Raw genomic sequence first — 19,639 nt, forward strand, 5'->3', positions numbered from 1 at the left:
TCAAAGCTTGCGCCGGAGCCGATCGGCAACCCGCACTGCAATTTCCGCCGGTGCCTCGTCCGGATAAGGATGCACCGAGCTGACATTGATCTCGCCCAGGACATAGCTGTCGGTCCCGTCGGGACGGACCGGGCCAAGCATGAAGTCGGCGTCCCAAATCACAGGCAGGTCAAGTTGCGCAATATCCAGCAACGACGTCAGCTGCGGCGTCCACTCGTCCTCCATCAACCGACGCAGCCGCTGGAAGCGCGGGTCTGCGTTGGACGAATAGAGCCGTGGTCCGGCCTCGGAACGGGCGGCCGGCGAGTCCACCAGGGCCTTGACCTTGTGATAGCCGAAGCCGGCACAGCGATCGCCCGCCATGTAGCAACGCAACACGCCTTCGCTCAAGCGAGGCTGGAATGGCTGATCGACCACGCTGCCATTTTCGAAATACTCCGCGCAACGGCGGACAAAATCATCCAGCGTCAGTTCCTCGGAGCCATCCCTGGTTGCGTCCAGCACCTTTATCATTGGAGAAGCCGGCAGCTTCTCGACCTTCCAGACGCCTTGGCCGCCATTGCCCCGGTTGCGCTTGATCACGCGCGGACCGGCGGCGAGCCGCGTCGGTAACTCGGCGCGCATCGCCGCAGCGGTTTGATATAGAGTGGTGTCGCTTCCCCAGCCCATCGAGCGGGTACGATACAGAACCTCCTTGGTGCCCATCTTGAGGATGACATCGGGATGAGCGCTGACCCACACGCCGCGTGCGGCGACGTCGCGCAGCAATGCGTCGAGACCAGCGCGATCCCGACCGTCTTGAATGGGGTTGACCCAGACGAGCACGCCGTCCACCCCGAGCAATTGTTCACGGACGTCCTCGGCGAAACTTTCATCATAGATCGCCGGGCGCGCCGCGATACCGACGGCGGCGAGGGCTTCGAAAAGCTGCGCGAAGCGGCTGTTTTGTGCCGTCGCGTCGCGGCGCGCGGCAGCGTCTCCGCGTGAGAGGATGGCGACGGTGTGTTGGTGAGAAGGGTGTCGTTCGGTGTCCATGCGCAAGCTCCACGAATGGCGTGCTGCGCAGAGCTTGGACCGAGGCCTCACGGGGAGTCTGCTTTGTCCCCACGCAAAGGACACTAGCGGGGCCGTCCGCGAGTTTCAAGATGTGGCTGGCGCGGTTCCGCGGAGCAGTGAATTCTTCGTGACGTTCGCCGGTGGCTTTGGTGGGCAGCCCGAAGCTCCCGCCGGTTGACAGCTCCCGCCCGGGGGCTTTTACTTGGGGCTCGGGGATATGCGATCTCCCCGTGAGGCGACATGCCCAAGCATCGCGTCCTGATCACCAAGGGCGCAGCATGTCATCATATACCCCCGATTTCATCCGTCAGACCGGCTCGACTTTTCGGCACGGCGTCCGCGCCGGTCGCATCGCTGTGCGCATCGATGCCCGCCGCCTCTTGCGCCGTGTGGGTATCGCGTAGGGCAAGATCGCGAAACGGACTTCACCTGGGGCAGGACAAACCAGGAGAATGGTCATGCGAACACGAACAATCTTCCGCACGGTTCTGCTGCTTGCGGTCGCGGGCGGGCTGTCGAGCGTGCACGCTCTGACGCAGGAGGAACTCGTCGCCAGGATCCAGGCGGCCGGCTACGCGCAAGTCAGCGACATCAAGTCGACGGCCGAGGGTATCACCGCAAAGGCGGTGAAGAACGGCAAGGCGGTGACGCTGGTCGTCGACAGCAGCGGTCAGGTCAAAGAGCGAAACTAAGCCTAGGGAGCAGCACGATGAAAAGAATCATCTGGGCCGTGGTCGGCATTGGCATCTGTCTTCTTGCATTTCGCTTCGGTCCATTCGTCCCGGCATATGCCCAAGATGCCGACTGGCAGAAGGTGGACGAGACCCTGGGCCGCAAGCCCGCCGTCTCGGACGACGTCCGCCGTTACGGCTTTCCCCGCAGCGATCTCTCCGTGACGTTGGACGGGGTTGCGATCAAGCCGGCGCTGGCTCTTGGCGGCTGGATCGCGTTCAAGCCTGCGCATGGCGGCGCAATGATCATGGGCGACCTCGTGCTGCTCGAGACCGAGATCAATCCCGTGATGGCGAAAATGATTGCGAGCGGGCTCGAGATCACAGCCGTGCACAATCATCTGCTGCGCGCGAGCCCGGCCACGTTCTACATGCACGTCGCCGGACACGGCGATCCCGTCAAACTGGCCTCGGCGCTCCATGATGCCCTGGCCGAAAGCAAAACCCCGCTGACGGTCACGGCGCCGGCGAACCCGCCGCCCGCCATCGACCTCGACACGGCGAAACTTGACCAGATCATCGGAGTGAACGGGAAAGCGAATGGCGGCGTCTACCAGTTCAACGTGAAGCGGCGCGACCCCGTCACGGAAGACGGCATGTTGCTGACCCCCGTCGCCGCGATGGGCGTCGCGATCGCCATCAATTTCCAACCGACGGGCACGGGCAGGGCGGCCATCACCGGCGACTTCGTGCTGACCAGCGACGAGGTGAACCCGGTCATCCTGGCGCTTCGAACGCACGGAATCGAGGTAACCGCGCTGCACAGCCACATGCTGGACGAACAGCCGCGGCTCTTCTTCATGCACTTCTGGGCCAACGACGATGCCCTCAAGCTCGCAGAGGGCCTCCGTGCGGCGCTCGACAAGACGGCGAGCACGAAGGGCTGATGCATGGACACGCACATGAACAAGCTCATGGGCAAGCTTGCGCTGGCATCCATGCTGGTTTTATTCGTGGGAGGGAACGCCATGGCCGAGACCCTGAATTTCGACAACGCTGCTGCCGGAACGTCGCCCGACGGATGGACCTTGACGATGACCGGCAAAGGACAGCCGAAATGGACCGTGGAGGCCGAGGCGACGGCGCCCAGCAAGCCGAACGTTCTCAAGCAATCGGGACGGGCGACGTTTCCCCTCGCCATCAAGCGCGATACGGCCATCCGCGACGGCTTTGTCGAGGTGAAATTCAAGACCGTCGCCGGCTCCGAGGATCGCGCCGCGGGAGTTATCTGGCGTGCGAAGGATGCCGATAATTACTACGTGGTCCGGGCTAACGCGCTGGAGGACAATGTCGTGCTGTACAAGACGATCAAGGGCGTTCGAATGTCGCTTGAGATCGTGGGTCGCAAAGGCGGCTATGGCGTCAGCGCGCCGGTGTCATCCGGGCAATGGCACGTGCTGCGCTGCGACTTCGCAGGACGTCGGTTCAAGGTGAGCTATGACGGAAAGCAATTGTTCGAGGTGGAAGACGCCACCATTCCGGACGCCGGCATGATCGGCCTGTGGACCAAGGCAGATAGCGTGACCCTGTTCGATGATCTGACATATGGTGAGACCAAATAGGCGTTTGGTCACCTATGCCGGAGATTGCCATGAACGTTCGATGCCTGTCGGTCGCGACGGCCCTGCTGATTGTGTCCATCTGCCCACTGCGGGCGGAGGAAGGTCTGGTCGCCTACAAATCGCTCGGTCCGGAACTGGCGCTCGATCTTGCGCGCGCTGCGTTGGCGAACTGCCGCACCCGTGGATACCAGGTTGCAGTTGCCGTCGTCGATCGCTTCGGCGTCACGCAAGTGATGTTGCGCGACCGCTTTGCAGGTCCTCACACGCCCTCGACGGCAGCAGGCAAGGCGTGGACAGCCGCCTCGTTCAAGACCAGCACGACCGAGCTGAACGCGATCAGCCAGCCGGGCATGATGCAGGCGGGCATTCGCAACCTTCCCGGAGCGGTCGTCATCGCCGGAGGACTGATCGTCGAAGCCGGCGGCTCCCTGGTCGGCGCGATCGGCGTGTCCGGCGCTCCGGGCGGCGACGCGGACGAAGCGTGCGCGAAAGCCGGAATTGACGCCGTACGCGACAAGCTGGACTTCTGAGGCGTAAAGATCGCGGTCAAAAAGTCCTTCAGCCTTTTCGCGAGCCTGGCGGCCGTCTGATCCGCAGGGATAAGCAGACGCGCCGCCTTCGCACGCTCAGGTGTGGCCGCTCATTGACAGGATTTGACGATCACCCATCGTCGCGCCAACCTGAGAAGTAACACCGTCGAGCCTCGCCAACGATTGTTCTCGATAAGCCGATGTCCGCGAGAAGCCGGTCGTCCAGTTCGAGAAGCTCGTCGTATTGGCGGCGCCGTGTGATGCCGTCCAGCAGTGCGAGCGTGAGTTTCCAGAACCATCCAGGGTTTGGAGAAGGAACGAAGGCTGAGCTGGATGTGCCGATTGAGCCAGTGGTGCTGTCGCAAGACATGTTTCACCTCCATAATGGAGCGAAACAACGCTTGGCTCGAAAGCTGGTCGGGCGGTTGTGTTTGACCCGATGGCCTTTGCTATCATGCTCGTCCTTGCCGCACAAGCGATCCGCTGATCTGGAAGCTGAAGGTGTCGCTGAAGTGCCGGTCATGCCAAAAGCGACGATCGGCGCCGCCCGTCCACATGATTCAAGCTGACGGCGATGCAAAGCATCGCACCCTGCAAATGAGTGCATCCGATCGAGGAGCGCTGATCGGAGCGCCGCCTGATGGTAGAGATCCTCGCTCCCTCAGTGGTACAACTGAGATGGGTATGCTGCCATTTGCAAGGCAGACCCTGTTCCCGCAAGATGGTTCTATGGACGCGAAATCAGCCGCACGATTTAAATGGCACATAGAGCGGGTCATTGAGGAGTTATCCTTGGCGCTCACGCTCGCCAAAGAGGCCTCTCCAGCAGATGAGTTTCTGAGCTTGAGGATGTCGGTGGGCGATATCATCTCTCAGATAGACGCGGTGCTTCAGGACAACATTTACAAAGATCATCCCGGTCTGGATGGCATGAAAGACTGACCGTTAACGTCCGCTTCGGGGCAAATGCGAAGAACTCAACCTGATCAAACCTGGTCCGCTATGCATCGCTTAGTGGACCTGAACGAGGTGCGCCGCTACTTCGCTGATGGGCCACGGGCTGACCTGCACTAGCAGCATCCCTTTGGCTCAAAATAGACTGCGAAACTCGGCGATTGCCCTGGCTACGTCTTGCCGCCTGACGTCTTCGCGCGTTCGCTCCCCACCACGTTTGAAAGAGATCGTGACTTTGTCGGGATTCGTCCGGAGCCGACAGTCTGTCTTCCATGACAAATCGCCAAGCTTGATCTCCACCAATTCTTGATCATCATACACGCGCTCGATCGATCGGAAGATTTGCCTGGTTTCATCGATCGAGAGCATCATCGACTGTATGACCTCGGAGCCTCCGGCACCAAATGACATCAGCCACACCTCGTCCGTCGGGAGTGAAACACGAAAGTATGTCAGTCGGGACAAATCGACTAGTTTGAAGGTGCTGAAGTACGATAACCTCCGCGACACAAGCTTGGAAATTTCATTCCGCAAGTACCGTACAAGTGTTCGCAGGTGGAGTTGGTCGCTCTGAAACACCACGAATAGGCTCCCTGAAAACAAATCGGCAACTTAGAACAATTCCCGAGACCCAGCCAAGCTAACGGCATCCTGAGGCTCGGACTTCCGCTCAGGGTCAAGAAGCGAAGAACTCGGCCTGAGCAAATCACGTGCACCATGCATCGCTGAGCGGACCTCTCTGAGCTGGGCGGCGCGCCCCCACGAGCCGCCTTGCCGCTTTGGCGGATACTCTCTATGATCGACAACTCATAGTAGCGGATTGCCTCACGAGAGGGATACGCGTCGTGGCAGGAATTCACGTTAGTCGCCGCCGCTTGCTTCGCAGTGCTGCAGCAAGCGGTCTGATGGCAACAGCGGCATCCAGCGTGATTGGTGCCGCCCGCGCCCAATCGGCGCGAAAGACCTTCGTCTTTGTCAGCGGGGCTTTTTGCGGCGGCTGGATATGGCGCCGGATCATTGACCGGCTCGAACAGGGCGGCCACAAAGTGTTCGCTCCGTCGCTCACGGGTTTAGCCGAGCGCTCGCATTTGCTGAGCAAGGACGTCAATCTGGACACCCACATCGCCGACGTCGTCAACCTGATCAAATGGGAAAGTCTCGACAACGTCTGTCTTGTGGCGTGGTCCTACGCGGGCTTCGTAGGCTCGGGCGCGCTCGAAAGCATCGGCGATCGCGTCTCCTCGGTTGTATGGCTTGATGCCTACATTCCCGCAAATGGACAAAGGGTGGCGGACTTCGCAGCCGAGCCGGTTCGCAAAGGCATACAGGCGGCCATCGACAAGGGCGAGGCAGGCGTCCGTGGATCGCCGACATATCCGCCCAGTGTCGTTGCCGAACGCGATCGGGTATTCGCCGAGTCCAAGGTTACTCCGCATCCGATCGGCACCTATCTCCAGCAGGTCAAGCTTTCCGGAGCGCTCCAAAAAGTGGCGAAGAAGACATACATCCGCCTGCCGAAATTTCCTCAGCCGGCCTTCGACAGGGCACTGGCAGACTGCAAAAGCGACAAATCGTGGGCCACGTTCGAATTGCCGGACATTGGGCACATGGCCATGCTCGATGCACCAGATCGCGTCAGCGAGTTGACAGTGCAAGCCGCGTGAGATCGACCTCCCCATGAGTTAAGGTGCAGACGTCGCGCCGGAGTGCGCTATGCCCGCTTGGGTCACAGGCGTCGGTTCGGTGCTCAGCGGCAAATTTCCGCGGTGGCCCCATCAACCAACACGTAGCTGCATCGCGTCAACGGAAGCGGCCGATTGGAGGTATTGCCGGCGCAACTGATCACCTCGTCCAGGGCGAACAGCTGGGCGGGCAGATCAAAGCGGGCACGCGGGCTCATCGTTCGCGCCCTGGCTGGTTTGCTTTCGGTTGCACGTCAATGGCACCGACGTTGGGGTGACGATTGTCGGCACGCCCTCGCTGCCTCATGCCGTCGCCTCGCATCCGTCCATCAAATAGGAAAGGCTGTGTTTCATACGCGCTGGCAGCGGCCGGCTCGTGCGATCGTCCGGACGCAGTATTTTGCGCGGTAGCAGAGGTCACAGACAGTGCCGACACGAATACGATCGCTAGTCTCGACATGACGGGCTCCTTGGCGGAGAGCAGGAACGCGCAGTGGGATAACTCAGTCGAAATCGTCGAGAAGGAGCTGGGCGCCAAGATGGCGGCGCGACTATGCCGAGACCATGCAATGTCGAGAGCGGCCTGTTCAGCTACGCCATCCACCGAGGCAGCCTTAGTTCTTCGTCAAGGGCTTGGGCGGCTCTTCGGCCATGGCCTCGACATCAATGGCAGGAAGCTCGCCGGTGCGGTCTTTCAGGTCTGCCGCACGCTGTACCAAGCCAGCAGCGACCGTGGGATCCTTTGTTGTTTTTGCCATGCGCAGCAATGCCGCTGCGGCCTCACGGGCGAACTGATTTAAGCGCGACACGGTTGGACATCCGACACTTAGCTGACATGGAATGATTCAAGGGTCGAATATTCGTTCCGAATTCGGCTTAAAATGCGCACGACACAGAAAGGACTTCAGCTCGGAGCTGGGCCAGCTGAGGTCCTTCGTGTGTCGGCACCACGTCATTTGAGGCGCGGTGGCGAATGGTGCCCAACTCAACAAAGGTTCTTGGTTCCCGTTATCAGCCCAAATTTCGAGAAAAAACGGGCCCCAGCTCGCGGGGATGTTGGGGGGCATGGAGCTGGGGCCACTCGGGGTCGCCCTTGGGGAAGGGCATCGGGAAAACTTGGCAATCGCAGGAATGTTCCTGCCTTTTTCCAAAGAGTAAGTGTGTAGATCAACCGCACAAGCGGGGGACAATCTCGAACGAGCCCGCCATTCTAAGCGCGAGGTCGTCGCCTGAAGTTGTTGCCTATGTTCCGCCGATGGAACAATCAGGCCTTGTGAGGAACATCAATCTGATCTCTAGCCTGATGAACCCCTCCGGCTGAGGGTGCTCATAAATGTCGGCTCACCGACGTAAAGCGGAAGTCACCCACCTTGAGCGTGATCTGCGGCTTGTGACACCTAGCGGACATCAGCAAACGGGGCTGGTGTCGAACCGGCGAACTTCAGCGGCGAAGGCCGCGATGCTGGCAGCCCAGATGAGCGCAAATCCGAGCAGTACCCATTTGAAGTCCGAGTTGATCATAACGTTGACGGCCGCCATCCAGCCTATCGAGACCACACCTGCAACAATAGCACCAGCCAGCGCCAAAGTACTTCGTTGGCGAAAAGCCGTCATGGCTAGAGTGAGCGTAAGCACACCCGTCGCCATCACGTAGCCGCCCATTACGTTGAATACGTGTGCAAGCCACCTTGCCAACCTTGGACCGATCGATTCCAGCTCGACAGGCGTAAGGTTCATGTAGCGGATGTCCTCCGGCAGCAGCGCAGGCCGAAGGAAAAGGAAATACCCGCCGACACCGATCAGGATGATTCCGGAAAGCCCCAGAAGGATTGACGAAGCAGACCAGCCGAATTCTTTGCTGCGCATAGGGCGCTCCCAAATTCAGCCGTGGTGATGGCCCCCAGCTCCTCGATGCCTACCGTGCATGAAAAAATGCATAAGCGGACAAGCCAAAAGGGGCAGCCAAAGCAGAGCACCGAGTACATGAGCCTGATGCTGGGTGAACAGGAGCGCTCCGGAGATTGCCGCGATGACGGCAAGCCCCATAACGATGAGGGAGTTGCGCGACAAGCCCCGGCGTGCGCCGGACTGATCGTGAACATGGTCCGGCAAGGTCATCGCGGCATCCTCAAGACGGCACCATTGCCTGATTGCCCTGTTGCCAACAGGACCAAAACCAAACTCGCAGGTTTCGCATGAAAGCCCTTGATGCAAATCAAACGTCGGGTCCCGCAACGGTCGGCAACCGCAGTTGATGTGGGTCAAATCGCGATTTCAAGAAGCTGGTTTGATGGCGGTCTTTCCCGGTTTCAAGATGATTACCGTCGGCAGCTTCATGTACGGCCTTGCAGCCAGCATGATCTACGGGTGGGCAGTTGCGATCATCTACGTCTTCTTCTTCAATCTTTGGCCGCAACTCCTCCCTGCTGTTATTGGACCGCGAGCGGTGCATCGCACCTGAAGCGGGCACCAGAAACTACCGCCGTCTCCCGCGAACATTCCGCCCGCCTGCTATGGCAACGATAGCCATCCGCGGATCATGGCAATCTGCCCCGGCATGAAAAAACCCGCGCCGGATTGCTCCGCGCGGGTGAACTTTCGATGCTCCCATTCTGCCAGTGTTTTGCCCGACGAGTCAAAGCTGAACTGCGCGACGGGCAGGGATGTATCGGTCCAAACGCCTATTTGGCACAACCAAAATGGCTAACGATTTCAATGCTAGCGCTACTGTGCATGGGGTTGTTTTTCGACTTTTTGTTTTCGCGTCGCCGAAGCTGCGCGCCTCAGCGCCGTCCCCGCGGTGCTTCCGCCTTGGCGGGCGGCTCGGTCTGCGGTCCGCAGCTCGCGGCCGCGAGCGAGCCTTGCGCCTGCGGCATCAGGCCAGGCTCGGGGGCGAGCGCCTTCATCACGATCAGGCCGGTGGTGCTGGGGGAATCGATGATCAGGCGGTCGGCCGCGGTGATCTCTTCGTCCTCGGGCAGCTCGTTGTGCTGCGGCTCTGTCATCAGGTCGAGCTCGATCACCTTCTTGCCGGCCGAACGGTCGTTGATGGCGTAATAGGCGATCTCGTTGCGGGTGTAGAACGACACCGAGGTGTAGGCCTGGCTGACGGGCACCGTCAGCTTGATCGGCCCGTTCGACAGATCGTAGCGGCAGATCGCGAGTGCAAAGGCCGGGTCCATGAACGGCATCGGCGAGGTCTGCGGATCGGCGAGCGGAAGCTGCGTGACGCCGTTGAGTTTCGTCATCGGCGTCAGCCGCGAATAGGCGTCCTGGGTCGCGATCCGCGGCAACGCCAGCACGCTGACGAGATGGACCACGAGGCCCAGCACTACGCCGGCAACGATGGTGAACAACAGCCGGATCATGAGCAGCCCGCCGTCGTGATCGTGGGCATTGGTGCGTCGCGCTGGGTGCGTGTGGCAACGCCGACCGGGGTGTCGTAGAGCCGCAGCATGAGCGCGTAGCGCTCGATGCCGCCGGTCGGCAGCCAGTTGCCGGCGCGGGAGCGCGAGGCGATGCGGATCTCGAACGAGCCGTCGGACTGCCGTACGATCTCCTGGCTGGTGAAGCCGTAGCGCTGCAGCGAATTCGGGACGAGATGACCCTTGCGGTCGTAGAGCGTCAGCGTCCAGAACCGTGCCGGCGGCGTCACGCCGGAGACCACGACGTCGCAGCGGCCGTCGAGCACCTTCTTCTTGTCATCGGCGGTCGCGGTGAAGGCGACGCCGTCGCCGGTGCCGATCGGCAGCTCGCCGTTGCGCACGATGGTGGCGCGCGAATAGGGATCGACGTCGGCGGTGCCGGTGCGCGGACGCGCGGTCCACGGGCCGATGGTCAGCGCGCCGATCTCGGTGCCGCGCGTCGTCGTCATCCAAGTCGCGCCGACGCCCACCACGGTTGCGAGCAGAAGAGCCGTCAATGTGATCAGGATCAGCCGCACTTGTTTCGATCAGTTCTTGTTTCGATTAGTTCTTGCGCGGGGCGGATGCGTTCGCATTCTCTTCCGCGTAGTTCTGCGGGAAGGCGAGCGCGCTCGTGGACGATGCCGGTTTGGCTTGCTTGGGGTCGGTGGCGGCCGATTTGGTCGCGGTCCGGGCCGCGTCATCCAGCAGCTTCTCGACCCGCACCAAAACGTCAGCGCCGCGCTTGGTCAATACGGGCGGCGGACCGGGCTTGGTCTCCAGCACCTTCGGCGCCGCATTGGCCTGCGCGTTGGCGATCCGCTCGGGCGGCAGCTTCTGGCCCATGCCTATGCCGGCGATTTCCCGGACCTCGACGCCTTGATGCGCCGCGAGCATGATGTCGTGCCAGGTCTGCGCCGGCAGCGAGCCGCCGGTCATGCGGTTGGTCGGCGAATAGTCGTCATTGCCGTACCAGACCGCGCAGGTGAAATTGCCGGTGTAGCCGACGAACCAGGCGTCGCGATACGCATTGGTCGTGCCGGTCTTGCCCGCGGTCGGAATGCCGTCGAGGGCTGCGCGGCGCGCGGTGCCTTCGCTGACGACGTGGCTCATCATGCCGGCCATGTCGGCGGCCACGGAGGCGGGAATTGCCTGGCGCGGCTTCGGTCCGTCGCGGTCCCAGCGCCAGACCGGATCGCCCGCGCCGGTGCGCACTTCCAGCACGGAATGCGGCGTCACCGCCTTGCCGCGGTTGGGGAAAGTCGCGTACGCCACCGCGTGCTCGAGCACGGTAACTTCGTCCGAGCCGATCGGCAGCGACGGCGTGTCGGGCAGCGGCGCCTTGAGGCCGAAGCGGCGCGCGACCTCGACGATCTTGGCGCGGCCGATCTTGGCCGGGTTCGGCGCCTTCGGCTGCTCCTTCTGGCCGATCGCGATCGACAGCTTGACGGGTACAACGTTGATCGAGCGCGTGATCGCCTGCGTCAGCGTCACCGCGCCGGAATAGGAATGGCCATAGTTCTGCGGGCACCAATTGCCGATGCAGACCGGGCCGTCGACCACGATCGAATTCGGCGTGAAGCCGTTGAGGAGCGCGGTTGTGTAGACGTAAGGCTTGAACGACGAGCCCGGCTGGCGATAGGCGTCGGTGGCGCGGTTGAACTGGCTGGCACCGTAGTCGCGGCCGCCGACCATGGCGCGGATGCCGCCGTCGAGATCGGAGACGACGGTCGCGGCCTGCGTCGCGTGATAGTCGCGGCCGAACTGGCGCAGCTGGTTCTCGACCGCGTCTTCCGCCGCCTTCTGCACATTGGTGTCGATCGCGAGCCGGACCACGAAGACGCGCTCGGTGTAGGATTTCGGGAAGGTGTCGACCAGCTTGCGCATCTCGTCGAAGGCGTAGTCGAGATAGTAATTCGGCGACGCCTCGTAGCGGCGGTCGACCGCGAAGGCGGGATTGCGGCGGGCGCCGAACACCTGGCCCTCGGTCATGAAGCCGGCGTCGACGAGATTGTCCAGCACGACGTTGGCCCGGGCGCGGGCAGCGGGCAGGTTGATGTGAGGCGCGTATTTGGTCGGCGCCTTGAACAGGCCGGCGAGCATCGCGGCCTCGGCGAGCGTCACGTCGCGTGCCGACTTGTTGAAGTAGAAATGCGCGGCGCCGTCGACGCCGAAGGTGCCGCCGCCCATATAGGCGCGGTCGAGATACAGCTTGAGGATCTCGTTCTTGGTCAGTCGCCATTCCAGCCAGACCGCGAGGAAGGCTTCGTTGACCTTGCGCTCGATGGTGCGCTCGTTGCTCAGGAACAGGTTCTTGGCGAGCTGCTGGGTGATCGAGGAGCCGCCCTGGCGGACGCCGCCGGCCTGGGCGTTGGTGACGAGCGCGCGTGCGGTGCCGGCGATGTCGATGCCGAAATGCTCGTAGAAGCGGCGGTCCTCGGTCGCGAGCGTCGCCTTGATCAGCACGTCCGGAAAATCTTCCAGCGGGATCGAGTCGTTGTGCTTGATGCCGCGGCTGCCGATCGGGTTGCCGTAGCGGTCGAGGAAGGTCACCGCGAGGTCGGACTTCTTCAGCCAGTCCTCGTCCGCGGTCTCGCGGAAGGCCGGGATGGCGAGGGTCAGCATCACCACCAGGCCGCCGAGGCCGAGGGTCGCAGCTTCCGACAGCGGCTCGATGAACACCCAGCGCTTCCACCGCCCGACATAGAAGCGGTCCATGAAGGTCGAGTAGCGCTCGTAGAGCTCGCGGATGCCCTTGGCCGAGGAGAACAGCGAGGAGTCGATGCGCGCATCGAGATCCAGGAAGAAATTCCGGATCCAGGCCTTCCAATGCGGTGGTATGATCTGGCGCACCTAGAACCCTTGCGGCTTGGTTCGAAAGCGTTCAAGCACCCCGCTGGGGCGGCATCGAGACGTCTTGCGGGAGTGTTGCGGCAAACCCAAGGCGCCCGGCCAGCGACGGTGGGGACTTGCTGTTCCTTCTAGCCGAGCAGGGCCTATAAACCAATGGTCACGCTTGCGATTTTGAACAACAGGCCTAATTGACCCCGGTTCATTACGGGCCTCACGCGGGCGTCGCTTGCGGCCCCACGGCCGCACGCCCTAGATGGCACCAGCCGTAGCTCTTTCGAACTTTTGTTGAGGCGCATGACCGCAGCTCCCAAACGACCTTCAGGCCAGGAAGGATTCTTCTGGAAAACCAAGACGTTGGAAGAGATGTCGGGGCCAGAATGGGAAAGCCTGTGCGACGGCTGCGGCCGCTGCTGCCTGAACAAGCTCGAGGAAGATGGCACCGGCGACATCTATTTCACCCATGTCGGCTGCAAGCTGCTCGATGGAGTGACCTGCGGCTGCAAGGACTATGCGAATCGTTCCGACAAGGTTCCGGACTGCGTCCGCCTGACCCCGGCCAATGTCCGCACCCTGAACTGGCTGCCGCCGAGCTGCGGCTACAAGCTCGTGGCGGAAGGGCGCGACCTCTATTGGTGGCATCCGCTGGTGTCAGGCGATCCCAATACCGTGCATGAGGCCGGCGTCTCCGTACGCGGTCGGGTCGAAGGCAGCGAGGTGGAGATCCCGGACGATGAGCTCGAGAACCACATCGTGCAATGGCCGGCGCAGCTGCCGAAACGGGCCCGCCTGAAGCGACGTCCGAAGGACTGATCCGTCGCACCAGATAGATCACGTCTTCGGGATGGCCGTGGGGTGGGATGCTCCCATGCACCGCGGTGCCTGCCCGAGAAGAACTTTGCTGTCTACATTGGCTGCATAGAACGAATCCTTCGCGGCGTTGGGCCGCCTCATGGCTTCCGATCGAGATGAACAAGTTCGAGCGGCAGAGCAGTTCTGCCGACACCCAAACGTTGCCCGACGATATCGCCGAGGAATTGTCCCGCCTTTCGAGCGAGGTCTTGAGCGTCGACGACGCTCCCTCGCTCGCGCTGCCGGCGCCGCTGTCGCAGGACGAGGTCCGCACCATCGTCATCAGCCTGATGCTGACGATGTTTCTGGCAGCCCTCGACCAGACCATCGTCGCAACCGCGCTGCCGACCATTGGGCGCCAGTTCCACGACGTCTCCAATCTCTCCTGGGTCATCACCGCCTATCTGCTCGCCTCGACCGCAGTCGCGCCGGTATTCGGCACGCTCAGCGACATCTACGGACGCCGCGTGATGATCATCATCTCGCTCAGCCTGTTCGTCGCGGGCTCGGTGCTGTGTGCGATCGCGCCGAACCTGCCGATGCTGATTCTTGCACGCGGTCTCCAGGGGCTCGGTGGCGGCGGCATCATGCCTGTCGTGCAGACCGTGATCTCCGACGTCGTGAGCCCACGCGAGCGCGGCCAATATCAAGCCTATTTCTCCAGCGTCTGGATGGTCGGCGGCATTCTCGGCCCGGTCATCGGCGGCGTGTTCGCCGAGCATCTGCACTGGTCGATGATCTTCTGGATCAATGTGCCGCTCGCGGCCGCGGCGATCGCGCTGCTGCTGCCCAGGATGAAGAAGATTCCGGTGTTCCACCGCAAGCGCAAGGTCGACTGGCTCGGCGGCGTGCTGCTGATGGCCTCCGCCATGGTCTTCATGCTGGTGCTGACCTGGGGCGGCACGCGCTTCCCGTGGCTCTCGCCAACCGTGCTTGCGATGGTGGGCGGCGCCGTCGCGCTCGCGGCCACCTTCGTGTGGCACGCACGCCGCGCGGACGAGCCGTTCCTGCCGCTGCCGCTGCTCGGAGGATCGGTTGTGCCGTTCGGGCTGACGGCCGGCGGTTGCGCGCTCGGTGCGATCACGGGCCTCACAGTGCAGCTGCCGCTCTATTACGAGGCGGTCTATCACCTCAGCGCCAGCGAAGCGGGCCTCGCGCTGATTCCGCTCGCGGCGGTCTCGACCTGCGGCGCGGCCATCGCCGGTCGCACCATGGCGCGGGCCAAGCACTACAAGCGGGTCGCCATCGTCGGAACGTCCTGGGCTGCGCTGTGCGGCCTCGGCCTCACGTTGACGACGTTGCCGCTCTGGGCACTGCTGACGCTGATGGCTGCGTTTGCGCTTGGCCTCGGCACCACCTTTCCGGTCTGCGTGGTCTCGGTGCAGAATTCGGTCGCCCGCCCGCAGATCGGCACCATCACGGGCGCGTTGAACTTCTTCCGCTCGCTGATGTCCTCGTTCACGGTCGCGGCGTTCGCGGCCATCCTGCTCATCGCGCTCGGTGCCGACGTTCCGCTCGCCGGCGAACATCACGGCGCTGTCAATGCGATTCCCGCCGACGACATGCGGCATGCGTTCCGCTACGTCTTCGGCGCCGCGACGGCGCTGATGGCCGGCGCCGCGCTCTGCCTGATCATGATGGAGGAGCGGCCGCTGGCCGGTCCGTCCGTCACGCAGCAGGTGGAGATGGCGGAGTAGGGGTTAGCCACCGCGATCGGGATCGTCGTCGCCATTGCCCGTCTTCCGCGCTTTCGCTGCGAGCTGCTGCTTGAGCCGTGCGAGCGCTTCGGCAGACCAATCGCCGACAGCTGTGACCGCGACCCAGCCATCGACGTAGTGTTCGGGTGCGTAGACATGGCCGAAACCCATCGGCGTGTTGGTTGCGACCGCCATGTCGAGGGCGAGCTGCAGCATCGTCACGATAGGATACCATCGCAGCTCCGGTGATACGTCAGGCCCGCGCGGCGCATTCATCCAGGCCGGCGCCTGATAGGCATCGCGGTAGGCGAAGAATGTGATCGCGTCACTGGCGTATTGCAAATAGACCACGCGCATCGGGCCCCAGGGCGTATCCGGCGCCACCGTCGGCCCGTTCTGGTTCATGAAGCGCACGAAGCGGCCGTCGCGGAATTCCGGCAGCCAGGCCGGTGATCCTGGATTGCGGTTATCGGTAATCGAGCGCCAGATGCGGCTCTCGAATGGCGCTCCGCTCCATAGCGCGCCGGCGATGGGGTCGCCGATTGTCTCGAACAATTCTGCGGATTTTTCCGAGTTCATGGCACCGAGGCTGAGCCCGTGCAGATACAGCTTTGGCCGCTTGTCCTTGGGCAAGCTCGTCCAGTAGCCGTAGATTTCGGTGAACAGCGCACGCGAGGCCTCCACTCCGTATTCGGGCTGAAACAGCAGCGACAGCGGGCTATTGAGATAGGAATATTGCATCGCGACGCTCGCGACATCGCCATGATGGAGATATTCCACCGTATCCATCGCGGATGGATCGACCCAGCCGGTCCCGGTCGGTGTGACGACGATCAGGACCTTGCGTTCAAAGCCGTACTGGCGCTTGAGCTCGTCGAGCGCAAGCCTGGCGCGCGCCCGCGCCGTGTCGCGGCTGCCGAGGCCCACATAGACGCGCACGGGATTCTGCGCGGGCTGTCCCGTAACGGCCCTGATCTCCGTCGCGGTCGGGCCTGAGGCAATGAACCGGCGCCCCATGCGCCCGAGTTCCTGCCACTTCACCAGCGAGGCAGAACTTCCGGTTCGATCGTGGGCGGCCGGTTGCGGCCGCTCTGGCTCTTGCAGGGCGTCGAGTTCGCGGAAGGAGGAGTCGAGCGCGTTGAACGCGGTCCGGACCAGGACGTTGCTGGCGATCGACCAGAACAGCAGGCCTGCGATCAGCACGCCGAGCACGTTGGCGAGCTTCCGCGGAATGGCGTGCTTTATGCGCACGGCGAGGAAGCGGGCGACAAACACGAACAGCCGCCCCAGCACCAGCAGCACGGCGAACGTGATCAGGGCGATGACGCAGACCTTGAGCGGATGCGCGGTCTCGACCGGCGTCATCTTCATCACTGTGCGGATCGAATTCTGCCATTCGGCGGTTCGCCGCAGGAAGATAACGACGACCAGCAGGCAACCGGCCGTGACCAGCGCATTCGCAATCGATCTTGCCCGCGGCGAAGGTTCGGGCAATTCGAGATAATGCCACAGCTGGCGCCACAGCACGCCGGCGAAATAGCCGATCGCGAAACAGCCGCCGGCAAGCGCGCCTTGCGTGAGATAGCTCCGCGGAATCAGCGTCGGCGTCAGCGCGGCAGCAAAGAACAGAGCGCCCAGCATGAGGCCGACACCGGACAGCGAGAGCAATTGCCGTCGAACGAGCCAAGCCAGATTCGTCACGGCATCCTCCGGGCGAGTCTATCTCTTGTTCTGGTCTGAAAAGCTGCTCTGTCGCGGCAGCCGGATCGTGAATTCCGTGAACTTGCCCGGCTCCGTCGCGACGTCGATGGTGCCGCCGTGCTGTTTGACCACGATATCGTGGCTCATCGACAATCCGAGGCCGGTGCCTTCGCCGGCCGGCTTGGTGGTGAAGAACGGATCGAACATCTTTTCCTTTACCTCGTGCGGAATGCCGGTGCCGTTGTCGCTGATGCGGATCTCGATGCTGTCGCCGCGGTCGCGGGTTGCAGCGATCACCACCGGCTCGTAATCGACGGCGCCGTGATCCGATTTGCGCTTGGCCACCGCGTGGAAGCCGTTCGAGATCAGGTTCAGCAGCACCCGGGTGATCTCCTGCGGAAACACTTCCGCTTGCCCGGCCGCCGGATCGAGCTCGCGCTTCAGCGTCACGTCGAACTGCGGCTTCTCGGCGCGGGCGCCGTGATACGCCAGGTTGAGGCTCTCCTCGACCAGCGCGTTGATGTCGCTCAGCCGATGCTCGCCGCCGCCCTCGCGGGAATGCAGCAGCATGTTCTTGACGATGGAGTCGGCGCGCTTGCCATGCTGCACGATTTTCGCGAGATTGTCCTTCAACAGTCCGGTCAGCTCGTCGACCTCGCTGCGGACATTGTCAGCGAACGGGACAGGCGCGAGCGCATCGTTCAGCTCGTCCGTCAGCTCGGCGGAGAGCGATGCAAAATTGTTGACGAAGTTGAGCGGGTTCTTGATCTCGTGCGCAATGCCGGCGGTGAGCTGGCCGAGCGACGCCAGCTTCTCGGTCTGGACCAGCCGGTCCTGGGCTGCGCGCAAATCGTCGAGCGATTTGGCCAATTCCCTGGTGCGATCCTGCACCTCGTTGAACAGGCGCGTGTTCTCGATGGCGATCACGGCCTGGTCGGCAAAGGTCTTGAGCAGGGCGATCGCCTTGTCCGGGAAGGGACCGGCCTCCGGCCGCGTCACGCCGATCGTGCCGATCGCGACGCCGTCGCGCTGCATTGGGATCACGAGGATGCTGCGATAACCTCGCGTCCGCGCCAGCTCTCTCATGGCGTCCGTAAGGTCGGGCTCGTTCTGCATGTCGCTGCGGAATGCGAACTCTCCGCTTCTTGCCACCCGGCTGTGAATGCCGGATGCCGACAGCGGCGTCGGGAACGAGCTGAGCAGCTCTTCGTTGCCGGCTTCGTTGTCGGTGCTGAAGGCGGCCAGGTGCAGCAGGCCGTCGATGACGCGTGTGACGGTGGAGGAATGTCCGCCGACCAGGGACTTGGCGCTGTTGGAGATCGCCTGAAACACCGGCGTCACATCCGCGGGCGAGGCCGCAATCACCTTGAGGATGTCGGCGGTCGCGGTCTGCCGTTCCAGCGCTTCCCTCGTGGTGTTGAACAGGCTGACATTCTTGATCGCGATCACCGCCTGGTCGGCGAAGGTCTGCAACAGCCGCACATGATGCTCGCCGAACGCGCCGGTCGCGCGCCGCGTGGCGATGATGACGCCGATGGCCTCACCGTCGCTCATCAAGGGAGCGAACAGCATGCTGCGGTAGCCGCGGGCGCGCGCGATGTCCCGCGCCGCCGGTTCGACCTCGGTGTCGGGCAATTGCGCCGCCACACCACTGGCCACGAGCCGGTAGGGCGGGAACTGCGCGAATGGCACCGGGAACGAGGACTGCAGCACGCGATCGCCGGCCGGATCGGTCGGCGTGAACGCCGCAAGATGCGCGGCGCCGTCGATGTAGCGCAGAACTGCCGTGGAGAAGCCGCCGATCAGCCGGTTGGCGTTGGCGGCGATGGCGTCGAACACCGGCTGTACGTCGGAGGGTGAAGCGGCCATCACCTTCAGAATGTCGGCGGTGGCGGTCTGGCGTTCCAGCGTCTCGCGCGTCTCGTTGAACAGCCGCGCGTTCTCGATCGCAATCACCGCCTGGTCGGCAAAGGTCTGGAGCAACTGCACGAGGTCGGCTGCGAACGCGCCGGGCTCGGCACGAGTTACGCTGATCATGCCGACTGGCGTCCCCCGATTCATCAGCGGCATGAACAGCACGCTGCGAAAGCCGCGCAGCCGCGCAAGGTTCCGGTTCAGCTCCGGGACCTCCGCGGCTTCGCTATCGGGAAACTGGATCGTCTCGCCGCCGCGCACCAGCGCGAAGGTCGGAAAGTCGGCAATCTTGCGCGGGAACGACGCCTTCAGCCCTTCGTCCGCCTCGGTGCTCGTTGGTGTGAACGCCACGAGGTGGAGCTCGTCATCGATGAACTGAAGCACGGTGGCGGAGAAGCCGCCGAGCAAACGCCGGGAGCTGGACGCGATCGCCTCGAAGACCGGCCGGGCATCGGACGGAGAGGCCGCGATGGTGCGCAGAATCCCGGCGCTGGCGCTTTGACGATCGCGCGCAATCGCGAGCTCACTGCGAAGCTGCGCGTTCTCGGCTGTGGCCGCCTGTAACAGGCGCTCAAGTTCCGCGATGTCGTTGGAAGGGGCGGTCATTCGCAATCCGGCTTGATGCCGCGACAAGCGCGGCACCAGGGCGGATTATCACATCTCCTGCGGCCGGAGCCAGCGTCCGCGATAGCGAGTTTGCTGCCAG

22 protein-coding genes are annotated in these 19,639 nt (G+C 62.9%); 11 read left to right on the forward strand and 11 right to left on the reverse strand.

The window, feature by feature from the left end:
• Entirely contained in the window at positions 1-1,035 is a 1,035-nt protein-coding gene (locus tag AC0L3K_RS30050; RefSeq protein WP_473367385.1) for a Cj0069 family protein, read from the reverse strand.
• A gap of 479 nt (positions 1,036-1,514) precedes the next feature.
• On the opposite strand from AC0L3K_RS30050, the gene AC0L3K_RS30055 reads away from it, so the two are divergent.
• Genes AC0L3K_RS30055 through AC0L3K_RS30070 form a run of 4 tightly spaced genes read left to right on the forward strand, consistent with a single transcriptional unit; the run spans position 1,515 to position 3,879 of the window.
• Positions 1,515-1,748, forward strand: a complete 234-nt coding sequence (locus AC0L3K_RS30055) for a hypothetical protein (RefSeq protein WP_007593473.1) — start codon at positions 1,515-1,517, stop codon at positions 1,746-1,748.
• A 17-nt stretch (positions 1,749-1,765) separates the two neighbouring features.
• A complete protein-coding gene (locus AC0L3K_RS30060) occupies positions 1,766-2,674 on the forward strand; it encodes a DUF1259 domain-containing protein (RefSeq protein WP_007593472.1) in 909 nt (302 codons plus the stop codon).
• A gap of 15 nt (positions 2,675-2,689) precedes the next feature.
• Complete coding sequence (locus tag AC0L3K_RS30065) at positions 2,690-3,349, forward strand: hypothetical protein (RefSeq protein ID WP_473367386.1); 660 nt, start codon at positions 2,690-2,692, stop codon at positions 3,347-3,349.
• Between the two features lie 29 nt (positions 3,350-3,378).
• Positions 3,379-3,879, forward strand: coding sequence for a GlcG/HbpS family heme-binding protein (locus AC0L3K_RS30070; protein WP_007593468.1), 501 nt, complete (start codon positions 3,379-3,381; stop codon positions 3,877-3,879).
• A gap of 130 nt (positions 3,880-4,009) precedes the next feature.
• On the opposite strand, the gene AC0L3K_RS30075 is transcribed toward AC0L3K_RS30070, so the two are convergent.
• A complete protein-coding gene (locus tag AC0L3K_RS30075; RefSeq protein WP_219684855.1) occupies positions 4,010-4,249 on the reverse strand; it encodes a YjiS-like domain-containing protein in 240 nt (79 codons plus the stop codon).
• On the opposite strand from AC0L3K_RS30075, the gene AC0L3K_RS30080 reads away from it, so the two are divergent.
• Positions 4,161-4,448 (forward strand): hypothetical protein, encoded by a 288-nt coding sequence (locus tag AC0L3K_RS30080; protein WP_219684902.1) that lies wholly within the window; start codon positions 4,161-4,163, stop codon positions 4,446-4,448. The genes AC0L3K_RS30075 and AC0L3K_RS30080 overlap by 89 nt on opposite strands.
• Positions 4,435-4,821 carry a hypothetical protein gene (locus AC0L3K_RS30085; RefSeq protein WP_473367387.1) on the forward strand — a complete coding sequence of 129 codons (387 nt, stop codon included), beginning with the start codon at positions 4,435-4,437 and terminating at the stop codon, positions 4,819-4,821. Before AC0L3K_RS30080 ends, AC0L3K_RS30085 begins: the two co-directional genes overlap by 14 nt.
• Positions 4,822-4,968: 147 nt before the next feature.
• Here the strand turns inward: AC0L3K_RS30085 and AC0L3K_RS30090 are convergent, their stop codons facing one another.
• The gene (locus tag AC0L3K_RS30090) at positions 4,969-5,244 is read right to left on the reverse strand and encodes a hypothetical protein (RefSeq protein ID WP_473367388.1); all 276 of its coding nucleotides are present in this window, start codon (positions 5,242-5,244) and stop codon (positions 4,969-4,971) included.
• Between the two features lie 434 nt (positions 5,245-5,678).
• Here AC0L3K_RS30090 and AC0L3K_RS30095 point away from each other — a divergent pair, with 434 nt between their 5' ends.
• On the forward strand, positions 5,679-6,497 hold the full coding sequence (locus AC0L3K_RS30095) for an alpha/beta fold hydrolase (protein WP_473367389.1): 819 nt from the start codon (positions 5,679-5,681) through the stop codon (positions 6,495-6,497).
• Between the two features lie 632 nt (positions 6,498-7,129).
• Here the strand turns inward: AC0L3K_RS30095 and AC0L3K_RS30100 are convergent.
• From AC0L3K_RS30100 to AC0L3K_RS30110, 3 genes are all read right to left on the reverse strand, one after another.
• Positions 7,130-7,324: a hypothetical protein gene (locus tag AC0L3K_RS30100; RefSeq protein WP_007593453.1), complete on the reverse strand. Its 195-nt coding sequence runs from the start codon at positions 7,322-7,324 to the stop codon at positions 7,130-7,132.
• Positions 7,325-7,922: 598 nt separating this feature from the next.
• Positions 7,923-8,381 carry a hypothetical protein gene (locus tag AC0L3K_RS30105; RefSeq protein WP_473367390.1) on the reverse strand — a complete coding sequence of 153 codons (459 nt, stop codon included), beginning with the start codon at positions 8,379-8,381 and terminating at the stop codon, positions 7,923-7,925.
• 15 nt (positions 8,382-8,396) lie between these two features.
• Entirely contained in the window at positions 8,397-8,561 is a 165-nt protein-coding gene (locus AC0L3K_RS30110; protein ID WP_354164706.1) for a DUF2933 domain-containing protein, read from the reverse strand.
• Here AC0L3K_RS30110 and AC0L3K_RS30115 point away from each other — a divergent pair.
• Together AC0L3K_RS30115 and AC0L3K_RS30120 are read left to right on the forward strand one after the other, a co-directional pair.
• On the forward strand, positions 8,499-8,714 hold the full coding sequence (locus tag AC0L3K_RS30115) for a hypothetical protein (protein WP_246649599.1): 216 nt from the start codon (positions 8,499-8,501) through the stop codon (positions 8,712-8,714). The two genes, AC0L3K_RS30110 and AC0L3K_RS30115, sit on opposite strands and share 63 nt — an antisense overlap.
• A 91-nt stretch (positions 8,715-8,805) precedes the next feature.
• The gene (locus AC0L3K_RS30120) at positions 8,806-8,976 is read left to right on the forward strand and encodes a hypothetical protein (protein WP_219685595.1); all 171 of its coding nucleotides are present in this window, start codon (positions 8,806-8,808) and stop codon (positions 8,974-8,976) included.
• Between the two features lie 322 nt (positions 8,977-9,298).
• Here AC0L3K_RS30120 and AC0L3K_RS30125 read toward each other — a convergent pair whose 3' ends face one another.
• From AC0L3K_RS30125 to AC0L3K_RS30135, 3 genes are read right to left on the reverse strand one after another with little or no spacing between them, the layout of a single operon-like run.
• Entirely contained in the window at positions 9,299-9,883 is a 585-nt protein-coding gene (locus AC0L3K_RS30125) for a DUF1254 domain-containing protein (protein WP_007593446.1), read from the reverse strand.
• Positions 9,880-10,458 (reverse strand): DUF1214 domain-containing protein, encoded by a 579-nt coding sequence (locus tag AC0L3K_RS30130; RefSeq protein ID WP_007593444.1) that lies wholly within the window; start codon positions 10,456-10,458, stop codon positions 9,880-9,882. Before AC0L3K_RS30130 ends, AC0L3K_RS30125 begins: the two co-directional genes overlap by 4 nt.
• Before the next feature lie 25 nt (positions 10,459-10,483).
• Positions 10,484-12,772 carry a transglycosylase domain-containing protein gene (locus AC0L3K_RS30135; protein ID WP_473367391.1) on the reverse strand — a complete coding sequence of 763 codons (2,289 nt, stop codon included), beginning with the start codon at positions 12,770-12,772 and terminating at the stop codon, positions 10,484-10,486.
• 294 nt (positions 12,773-13,066) lie between these two features.
• Between AC0L3K_RS30135 and AC0L3K_RS30140 the strand changes: the two genes are divergently transcribed.
• Positions 13,067-13,582 carry a YcgN family cysteine cluster protein gene (locus tag AC0L3K_RS30140; RefSeq protein ID WP_007593435.1) on the forward strand — a complete coding sequence of 172 codons (516 nt, stop codon included), beginning with the start codon at positions 13,067-13,069 and terminating at the stop codon, positions 13,580-13,582.
• Between the two features lie 155 nt (positions 13,583-13,737).
• Complete coding sequence (locus AC0L3K_RS30145) at positions 13,738-15,318, forward strand: MDR family MFS transporter (RefSeq protein WP_473367392.1); 1,581 nt, start codon at positions 13,738-13,740, stop codon at positions 15,316-15,318.
• Positions 15,319-15,321: 3 nt separating this feature from the next.
• On the opposite strand, the gene AC0L3K_RS30150 is transcribed toward AC0L3K_RS30145, so the two are convergent.
• Positions 15,322-16,959 carry an alpha/beta hydrolase gene (locus tag AC0L3K_RS30150; RefSeq protein ID WP_473367407.1) on the reverse strand — a complete coding sequence of 546 codons (1,638 nt, stop codon included), beginning with the start codon at positions 16,957-16,959 and terminating at the stop codon, positions 15,322-15,324.
• A 78-nt stretch (positions 16,960-17,037) separates the two neighbouring features.
• Positions 17,038-19,539: a GAF domain-containing sensor histidine kinase gene (locus AC0L3K_RS30155; protein WP_473367393.1), complete on the reverse strand. Its 2,502-nt coding sequence runs from the start codon at positions 19,537-19,539 to the stop codon at positions 17,038-17,040.
• Positions 19,540-19,639 lie beyond the last annotated feature (100 nt).

The organism is Bradyrhizobium sp. MI1.10, assembly GCF_055811035.1.